The sequence below is a fragment of the Heyndrickxia coagulans DSM 1 = ATCC 7050 genome, assembly GCF_000290615.1.
Classification (GTDB): Bacteria; Bacillota; Bacilli; order Bacillales; family Bacillaceae_C; genus Weizmannia; species Weizmannia coagulans.
Genome location: NZ_ALAS01000280.1, coordinates 1 through 2,370, shown reverse-complemented (window position 1 = coordinate 2,370; position 2,370 = coordinate 1). Strand labels below are relative to the sequence as shown.

Here is a 2,370-nt window from a genome sequence, read left to right as displayed (position 1 = left end):
GAGGTGTGACAACGATTAGGTGTAAATCAAATACCTATGAAATTTGGAGAATATGCGAGTAAATGAGAGATAATTGAACTTTATTGAAGGGGGGGAATCATCATGAACATGAAACGGATATTATTGGTGGAAGATGAAAAAAATCTGGCCCGTTTTATTGAGCTGGAGTTAAGGCATGAAGGATACGAAGTGAAAGTGGCGTATGACGGGCGGGAAGGGCTGCAGTCGGCTTTGGAGGAGGAGTGGGATGTGATTCTCCTTGATTTAATGCTGCCGAAACTGAACGGCCTTGAAGTATGCCGCCGCCTGCGCCAGGAAAAAGAAACACCGGTCATCATGATTACCGCTCGGGACAGCATTATGGACCGTGTATCCGGGCTTGACCATGGGGCGGATGATTATATTGTCAAACCATTTGCGATTGAAGAATTGCTCGCAAGGCTGAGAGCCATTTTCAGAAGGATGGAGTACGCCGAGCCCAAAAAAGCAGCGCTAACAACGTACAAGTTTCGTGACCTTGTGCTGGAAAAAGAAAGCCGGCTTGTTAAAAAGGCAGGGAAAACCATTGAATTGACAAAGCGGGAATACGATTTGCTGCTTACGCTTTTGGAAAATAAAAATATTGTCATGACCCGTGAAGCGCTCCTGAACAAAGTATGGGGATATGAAACCGAGGTCGAAACGAATGTCGTCGATGTGTACATCCGGTACTTGCGCAATAAAATTGATACAGAAGGCGAAGACAGCTATATCCAGACAGTGCGGGGAACAGGATATGTGATGCGCGAATGAGGGCGGTAAAACACTGGCTGCAAAAAAGTTCCTTGAAAGTGAAATGGTCCGTCGGCGCAAGTGTAGCGATCTTTTTAACGTTTCTGATTTTCGGATTTTTCCAGTATACACTAATCAGTAGATGGCTATTGCATGAAGAAGCGAATTCGGTATCCGAGGCGCTGGATGATTTGAACAACAAGGGGGAAAACATCGATGACATTTTATCGAACCGGACGCTTTTTCAGCAGGTGCTGGAAAAAGACCAGTCGATCCGGATCATCAATGCGGAAGGAAAGGAAATGCTTGTCGTAAAAAGCATTCATTCTACCGATGCAAAAGTGCCGTTTATGCCGGTGAACGAAAAACGGGTCAGCCTGATCCGCGCGGGCAATCATCAAATTTTAGTCGGAAGGAGCCCGTTCCGCTCCCAGTCGTTCAACGGCTATATTGAAGTGATCTATCCTTTATACCGGTATGAAAATTTAATGCGGAATGTTCTGTTTGTCATGATGGTCGCCGGATGTGTGGGCTTGCTTTTGAGTGCTTTTCTCGGGTTTATGATGGCAAAAAATTTCCTCAAACCGTTGAAAAAACTCTCTTCCACCATGCAAAGCATCCGCAAAAAAGGATTCCAGGAACGGATGGAGCCAAGCGCCTCCAAAGACGAAATGGGGGAACTGACCAATATTTTTAACGATATGATGGACCAGATTGAACAGTCGTTCCGGCAGCAGAAACGGTTTGTCGAGGATGCTTCCCATGAATTAAGGACCCCCGTGCAAGTAATGGAAGGGCACTTAAATTTGTTAAACCGCTGGGGAAAAAATGACCCTGCGATTCTTGAAGAGTCGCTCCAGGCCTCGCTTCAGGAATTAAGCAGAATGAAAAAACTGGTGGAGGAACTGCTCGATCTTTCCCGGGTGGAAGAAGCCAAAATATTGGCCAATGAGGAAAAAGCAGATTTTTTGGCGGTCACAGAAAGGGTGATCCGCAATTTTAAAATGATCCACCAGCAATTCGATTTCAATTTTCAATATGATCCCAAACAGGCCTATGAAATCCTGATGAGCGAGAACCATCTTGAGCAGGTGCTGATCATTGTATTTGATAATGCGATAAAATATTCCGACCGCATTTACAAAGTCGATATCCGTCTCAAGCAGGAAAAGGGGAGGGCCGTGTTAACGGTAAAAGATTACGGCATCGGGATCCCGAAAGAAGATTTGCCGCAAATTTTCCACCGCTTTTACCGGGTGGATAAAGCAAGAAGCCGCGCAAAAGGCGGGAACGGGCTCGGGCTTGCTATTGCCAAACAACTGACAGAAGGATATTCCGGCACGATAGAAGCAGCAAGCGAGGTTGGCAAAGGGACCGAAATCCGGTTTACATTCCCCCTTGCCGCAAAACAAAAAACAGGCGGAAAAGAGGGCGTTTCGAAAAAATGAAACGTTCTTTTTCTTTTAAAGAAAAGGGGAGGGCCGTGTTTCGCCTGTGCCTGGAAACCGCGTATGTGTAAAATTTTACTCGAAGGGGCAAAAGAGTGGAAAAAAATGGGAAGACACTCTACTATCTAAATGTACACCCTGAATGAACATC

The 2,370-nt window shown here is 45.6% G+C and carries 2 protein-coding genes; both read left to right on the top strand.

The window, feature by feature from the left end; translation table 11 throughout:
• Nucleotides 1–108 precede the first annotated feature (108 nt).
• Nucleotides 109–792 carry a response regulator transcription factor gene (locus IC21_RS14860; RefSeq protein WP_026104841.1) on the top strand — a complete coding sequence of 228 codons (684 nt, stop codon included), beginning with the start codon at nucleotides 109–111 and terminating at the stop codon, nucleotides 790–792.
• Nucleotides 789–2,219, top strand: coding sequence for a HAMP domain-containing histidine kinase (locus IC21_RS14855; RefSeq protein WP_029143137.1), 1,431 nt, complete (start codon nucleotides 789–791; stop codon nucleotides 2,217–2,219). The genes IC21_RS14860 and IC21_RS14855 overlap by 4 nt, the downstream gene beginning before the upstream one ends.
• Nucleotides 2,220–2,370 lie beyond the last annotated feature (151 nt).

Coding starts and splice junctions, on each gene's coding strand:
- IC21_RS14860 (WP_026104841.1), top strand. CDS start 109: ATGAAACGGATATTATTGGTGGAAGATGAAAAAAATCTGGCCCGTTTT.
- IC21_RS14855 (WP_029143137.1), top strand. CDS start 789: ATGAGGGCGGTAAAACACTGGCTGCAAAAAAGTTCCTTGAAAGTGAAA.